Raw genomic sequence first — 6,160 nt, 5'->3', positions numbered from 1 at the left:
GTAAACCGGCAGGACGCCGGTTTAGCCGCACTGGGCCAGGGAGGGCCCATTGCGGCGGCCCCCCAAATCAATGTCGGAGTACGGGCATGCCGAGCCTAAGCGAGGCACCGAGTGGTGGGGTAAGAGCCTTTTGCTTACTTTTGGGCTGTTCAAAAGTGAGCCGCCGTCAGGCGGAACCATAGGAGGCCGTTACCGAAGAAATGGATATGTACTCGGCCTGATCCAACATCCTGGTCGGCCCAGAGGTCACGACCCAAGCAGGTTCTCTCTCCACAGGTGCAACGTCGCACCACAGTTGTGTAGATACCTATGCCGCGATGGCGGCGACTCAGCCCCCCAATTGAGAACCCATGCCAATTGACGCCAATCCCCCGCCCATGCTCTCCTACACACCTTGTTACGGGTGCCCTTCACAGGGTGAAACGGGAAACCGGTGAATCATGTGCTTTACTGCAAAGCCATGTCAGTCCGGTGCTGCCCCCGCAACGGTAAGCGAGCGAAGAGTCAGATCCACTGTGCCAGTCGTACGGCATGGGAAGGCGATTCTTGCAGGTGTGGCCACAGCCCGCCCCTCGTGAGCCCGGAGACCGGCCCGCAACACATAGCTAACAAACCCGCGGTGGGCGGGCGCTGTTCAAGTCTCTGCGTGCCCGGCTCGCGGAGGTTTGCATGCGCACGTTTCACCCCTGACTGACCAGAGGGAAGCGCCATGTCGACCATCACCAGCACCCGCCACGCCACCGCCAGCACCACCACCCTGGGCCAACGCCTCGTTGCCGCCATCGGCGCATCGATCCTGGGTGTGTGCCTAGTGTACTTCGCCGGGTTCTCCCATATCGAGGCCGTGCATAACGCCGCCCACGATACCCGCCACAGCGCCGCCTTCCCGTGCCACTGAGACCTGCCCAGATGATCAAGCGTATTGCACAAACCGCAGGTTTCAGCGGGCTGCTGGCTGCCCTGCTGCTGACGCTGTTGCAGAGTTTCTGGGTCGCCCCGCTGATTCTGCAGGCCGAGACTTACGAACAGTCCGCACCCGCGGCAGCAGAAGTCCATGAACACGCCGCCGGCACCGCGGCCCACAGCCATGACGGCGAAGCCTGGGAACCGGAAGACGGCTGGCAGCGTGTGCTGTCGACCACGGGCGGCAACCTGGTGGTGGCCGTCGGTTTTGCCCTGATGCTGGCCGGCCTCTACACCCTGCGCGCGCCGACCCGCACTTCCCAGGGCCTGCTCTGGGGCCTGGCCGGTTATGCCACCTTCGTCCTGGCACCGACCCTCGGCCTGCCACCCGAGTTGCCGGGCACCGCCGCGGCCGACCTGGGCCAACGGCAGATGTGGTGGATCGCTACGGCGGCCTCGACCGCCGCCGGCATTGCCCTGATCGCGTTCGGCCGCAACTGGCTGCTCAAGCTGCTGGGCGTTGCGATCCTGGCGGTACCCCATGTGATCGGCGCGCCCCAACCGACCGTGCATTCGATGCTGGCGCCGGAAGAACTGGAAACGCAGTTCAAAATCGCTTCGCAACTGACCAACGTGGCTTTCTGGCTGGCCCTGGGCGTGCTCAGCGCCTGGTTGTTCCGCCGCAAAAGCGCAGACCAGTTACCTGCATGAGTGACACCCGCGCAGCGCCGACCCTGGTGGTCGGCCTGGGCTGCCAGCGTGGCTGCCCAGCGAGCACGCTGCGCGCGTTACTCGATCAGGCCCTGCAGGCGAACCAGATCGACCTGCACTCGATCAAGGCCCTGGCCAGCATCGACCTCAAGCGCGAGGAGCCGGGACTGCTTGAACTGGCCGCCCAACTGGGACTGCCGCTGATGTACTTCAGCAGCGAACAACTGGCCCAGTATCAAGCCCGCCTCAGCCACCAATCGCAGATCGCCTTCGAACGCACCGGTTGTTATGGCGTGGCCGAAAGCGCCGCCCTGGCCCTGGCCGAACAACTGGCCCAGGCCCCGGCAACCCTGCTGATTTGCCGGCAGAAATACGCCCAGGCCACCTTTGCATTGGCCTGCGCTTCGTAAAATCCCGATAATCCACCCTTTCGATCATGAGCAAACTTCATCTGAAGCCTTGCCTTGTCGTTTTTTCACAGGAGCCGGCCATGACCGTCTACTTCATCGGCGCAGGTCCCGGCGACCCGGAACTGATCACCGTCAAGGGCCAACGGCTGATTCACAGCTGCCCGGTGATCATCTACGCCGGCTCACTGGTGCCTGAAGCAGTGCTCCAGGGCCACCGGGCGCACCAGGTGGTCAACAGTGCCGAACTGCACCTGGAACAGATCATCGAGTTGATCAGCCAAGCCCACGCCCAGGGTCACGACGTGGCACGCGTGCATTCCGGCGACCCGAGCCTGTACGGGGCGATTGGCGAGCAGATCCGCCATCTGCGCGCGCTGGGCATCCCCTTCGAAATCATCCCCGGCGTCACGGCCACGGCGGCCTGTGCGGCGTTGCTGGGGGTCGAACTGACCCTGCCGGACATCGCGCAAAGCGTGATCCTGACCCGCTACGCCGATAAAACCACGATGCCGGCCGGTGAGGAGTTCGCCAGCCTGGCCCGGCATGGCACGACCATGGCGATTCACCTGGGGGTCAACCACCTGGCGAAAATCGTCGCCGAACTGCTGCCCCACTACGGCGCCGATTGCCCGATTGCCGTGGTGCACAAGGCCAGTTGGCCGGATCAGGACTGGGTCCTGGGCACCCTCGACGACATCGTCGACAAGGTCCAGGCCAAGGGATTCCGACGCACGGCGCTGATCCTGGTGGGCCGGGTGCTGGCAGCGGACACCTTCAGCGAGTCGTCGCTGTACCGGGCCGGGCACGCGCATCTGTACCGGCCCTGAGGGGTTTGTAGCAGCTGCCGAGCTCGCGAGGCTGCGTTCGAGGACGCAGTCCTCGCCAGGTTGGTGCGGGTCCTTGGCGGCTGCTTCGCAGCCGAACGCAGCCTCGCGGGCTCGGCAGCTGCTACAGGTTCCACAAGGGTTGGCCATAAAAAAACGGCGCTCACGGGCGCCGTTTTTTCATCTCGCAGCGAACACCTTAGTAGTAGGCGTTTTCTTTCTGCGTGTGGTCGGTCACGTCGCGCACGCCCTTGAGCTCGGGAACGCGCTCCAGCAGGGTGCGCTCGATGCCTTCGCGCAAGGTCACGTCCGCCTGGCCGCAGCCCTGGCAGCCGCCACCGAACTTCAACACGGCAATGCCGTCGTCCACGACGTCGATCAGGCTGACCTGACCGCCGTGGCTGGCCAGCCCCGGGTTGATTTCGGTTTGCAGGTAGTAGTTGATGCGCTCGTTGATCGGGCTGTCGGCGTTGACCATCGGTACTTTGGCGTTCGGCGCCTTGATGGTCAGCTGGCCGCCCATGCGGTCGGTGGCGTAGTCGACCACGGCGTCGTCGAGGAAGGCCTCGCTGAACGAGTCGATGTAGGCGGTGAAGCTCTTGAGCCCCAGCGCGGTGTCTTCAGGTTTTTCTTCGCCCGGCTTGCAGTAGGCAATGCAGGTTTCGGCGTACTGGGTGCCAGGCTGGGTGATAAAGACCCGAATGCCGATCCCCGGGGTGTTCTGCTTGGAGAGCAGATCAGCCAGATAATCGTGGGCGGCGTCGGTAATGGTAATGGCGGTCATGGAAATTCCTCGCAGGCTTGGGCGCAGTTTACGCCAATCATGGCGCCGGACAAAGTCCCAGTATTTTTGTCGGGATAAAGCCCTGTCGGAAACAGCTGCTGCAGGAGCCGGCTTGCCAACTCCTGCAGCAGGTTTGGGTCAGAGATTCTCGTAGCGGTTCATGTCCAGCACGCCCTCTTCCACCGGGTCGGTCTCATGGAGGTACTGGCTCAAATCGTGGAAATACACCCAGAACTGCGGGTGGCTGCGGCGAATGCCCCAGCGCCCGACGATTCGTTCAAAACGCTGGGCGTCCTTGGCGTTCTCCATGTCTTCGACGAATTCCGGCACTTCGTCGGCCGGGATGTTGAACATGAAGTTCGGATAGCTGCTGAGCACCCCCGGATACAAGGTCATGGTGTCCAATCCGGGCTGATAGCGCAGCGACTCGCCGAGCATGAACGCCACGTTGCTGTGGGCGCGGTTGCGCAGCAGGCTGTAGACCTCACGTTTGCCATCGCTGGTTTCGATGCGCAGCATGGTCGCTTCCGGCATCTGCTCGATCACCTTCAACCCAGCCGCCGGGCGTGACGTCAGGCGGCTCAGGGTTTGCTCGGCATTCTGCAGGGCCGGGTCGATGTTCGGCCGGGAACAGTAGGCGCCACTGCAGCGGTTGATCGGATCCGGCCGGGCGTTGAGGTCGCCATAACGGGCCAGCAACTGCTGGACGAAGTCGCGCTTGGGGTCTTTCGGCGCAAGCTTGAGCGCGGTCGGCGTGTCGTTGTCGATGCTGGCGTAATCCATCCACATCTTGAACTTGCCGCTGTTCTGGTACCAGTCGTCGAGGTAATCGTCGCGGGAGTCGGCGGGCATCAAGCGCAGGAAATTCTGCTCGGCGCCATTCCTGATCAGGTCGAAATACAGCCGGGTCTGGGCCTGGTGGGACACGTTGCCGAACACGTCGAAATTCACCGCCAACTGGTAATAGGTGCGCTCCAGCAACGGGAAGTCGAACAGCCACAGGGTCTGCGGTACGTCGCCGATCAGGCCCTTGGTCACCGAGGCACTGTCGAAGTGGCGAAAGATGCTCAGCAAGGCGTTGTCGTTACCCGCCCACAAGGACGACCAACTCGGCGCCGGGGCATCGGCGTAGGCATCCTGGCGCAGGGTTTCGTACTCGTTGCGCTTGTCGCGGTAGGCGTGCCACAGGCTCAGCACACTGCCGACGTCGTCATTCTGCCCGGGCATCGCCAGCAACGGCGTGGCCTGGCCGCGGTAGTTCGGGTCGACGATATACAGGTCATGTTCCGGCGCCTGGAACATGGCCCAGAAATGGTCACGGATCACATCGGTGGCGATCTGTCCGCGGCACACCGGCCCACGAATGAAAGTGCGCACGAAGTACTCGGCGTTATCGAGCATGAACTGGTAGCGGGCCTGGGCCGGAATCGCCTGGAAGGTCTCGAACGGGTTGGCACGGCGTTCCGGACCATAGCCGGGCAAGGCGTCGACCTGCCAGTTGCCGCTGTAGAACAGGCTCTTGATCCGGGCCATTTTCCCCGGGCTCAAGGGATAGGTGATGTGGGTCTTGTGCACGATCACCCCTTGTACTGGCCACAGGCGGTAATACACCTGGGTCCCCGGGTCATCGTTGGGCCGCCGGCTGTTGATCAGGTCGATCGGCTGGCCGGTGGGCGTGCGCGAACGCACCCACTGGAAGAAGTGACCCTGCTCGCCATCCTTGAAGTACAGGTGGGCCAGGAACAAGTGCTCATACAGCCAGCGCGCCACCAGGCTTTCACGGGCGCCGGGAGCGTTGAGCAGATTTTCCCACTGCACGATCTGCAGTGCTTCCTGGGCGCTGGGAGCCAGGCCCTGTTCATCGATGGGCGCCCCGGACGCCAGCCAGCGCTGCAGGGTCTGGTACTGCGCCGTGGTCAGGCCGGTCACCGCCAGCGGCATGCCCTCCTTGGGGTGCTGCTTGGCATAGGCGTCGAACTCCCCTGGCTGCGGGCACATGTTGGCCCGGTTCAGGCCCAGGACGATCTCTTGCGGCAGCTTGGCGTTGGGTTGCAACGGAGTCTGATGGCCCAGTTCGAGCATGCGCGCCATCAGCGCGGCCTGGCTGCCCTGGGCATCCAGTACCGAGTAGAAGTCCTTGTGTTGCCAGGCCGCCTTGCCGAACGCGTCATAATAAAGCCGCGTCGGGCTCGCAGCCTTGCTACGGTCGCCGGCGTACACCGGGATTTTGGTCGCGCCCCGCGCTGCGCCTTCGCCACTGCCCAGGTTGAGCTGGCAGGCGGAGTCGTAGCAGGCGTGGCAGGCCACGCACTTTTGCGTGAAGATCGGTTGAATGTCGCGGGTATAGGAAATCGCCGGCGCCGGTCCCTGGGCAAAGGCGGCACTGCTGATGAGCAGCGCAAAAAGGCTGATGAAAACGCGATACGACATGTCCCTGGTCCCGATCATGAAAAACGCCGCGATTCTACCGGTCTGGCTCCACCTTCAACATGAGCGATATTCATGCAAATCCTGCTCATGCCCCAATA

6 protein-coding genes and 1 riboswitch are annotated in these 6,160 nt (G+C 63.2%); of the genes, 4 read left to right on the top strand and 2 right to left on the bottom strand.

Annotated elements, in window-relative coordinates:
- Positions 1-384: 384 nt before the first annotated feature.
- A riboswitch (cobalamin riboswitch) is annotated at positions 385-611 on the top strand.
- A 98-nt stretch (positions 612-709) separates the two neighbouring features.
- The 4 genes from CKW24_RS21445 (at position 710) to cobM (ending at position 2,851) form a co-directional block, all read left to right on the top strand.
- Positions 710-898, top strand: a complete 189-nt coding sequence (locus CKW24_RS21445; protein ID WP_095170170.1) for a CbtB-domain containing protein — start codon at positions 710-712, stop codon at positions 896-898.
- An 11-nt stretch (positions 899-909) separates the two neighbouring features.
- Positions 910-1,614, top strand: a complete 705-nt coding sequence (locus CKW24_RS21440) for a CbtA family protein (protein WP_095170169.1) — start codon at positions 910-912, stop codon at positions 1,612-1,614.
- Positions 1,611-2,024 (top strand): cobalamin biosynthesis protein, encoded by a 414-nt coding sequence (locus tag CKW24_RS21435; protein WP_095170168.1) that lies wholly within the window; start codon positions 1,611-1,613, stop codon positions 2,022-2,024. The genes CKW24_RS21440 and CKW24_RS21435 overlap by 4 nt, the downstream gene beginning before the upstream one ends.
- An 80-nt stretch (positions 2,025-2,104) precedes the next feature.
- The gene (cobM, locus tag CKW24_RS21430; RefSeq protein WP_095170167.1) at positions 2,105-2,851 is read left to right on the top strand and encodes a precorrin-4 C(11)-methyltransferase; all 747 of its coding nucleotides are present in this window, start codon (positions 2,105-2,107) and stop codon (positions 2,849-2,851) included.
- A 196-nt stretch (positions 2,852-3,047) separates the two neighbouring features.
- Here the strand turns inward: cobM and nfuA are convergent, their stop codons facing one another.
- Both nfuA and CKW24_RS21420 read right to left on the bottom strand, forming a co-directional pair.
- Positions 3,048-3,632: a Fe-S biogenesis protein NfuA gene (gene nfuA / locus CKW24_RS21425; RefSeq protein ID WP_045057579.1), complete on the bottom strand. Its 585-nt coding sequence runs from the start codon at positions 3,630-3,632 to the stop codon at positions 3,048-3,050.
- A 138-nt stretch (positions 3,633-3,770) separates the two neighbouring features.
- Entirely contained in the window at positions 3,771-6,062 is a 2,292-nt protein-coding gene (locus CKW24_RS21420) for a fatty acid cis/trans isomerase (protein WP_095170166.1), read from the bottom strand.
- Between the last annotated feature and the right edge of the window lie 98 nt (positions 6,063-6,160).

Origin of the sequence: Pseudomonas sp. Irchel 3H3 (assembly GCF_900187635.1) — a bacterium.
Taxonomy (GTDB): Bacteria; Pseudomonadota; Gammaproteobacteria; order Pseudomonadales; family Pseudomonadaceae; genus Aquipseudomonas.
Note: the sequence above shows the minus strand (reverse complement) of the source record. Positions and strands in the feature narration are given on the sequence as shown.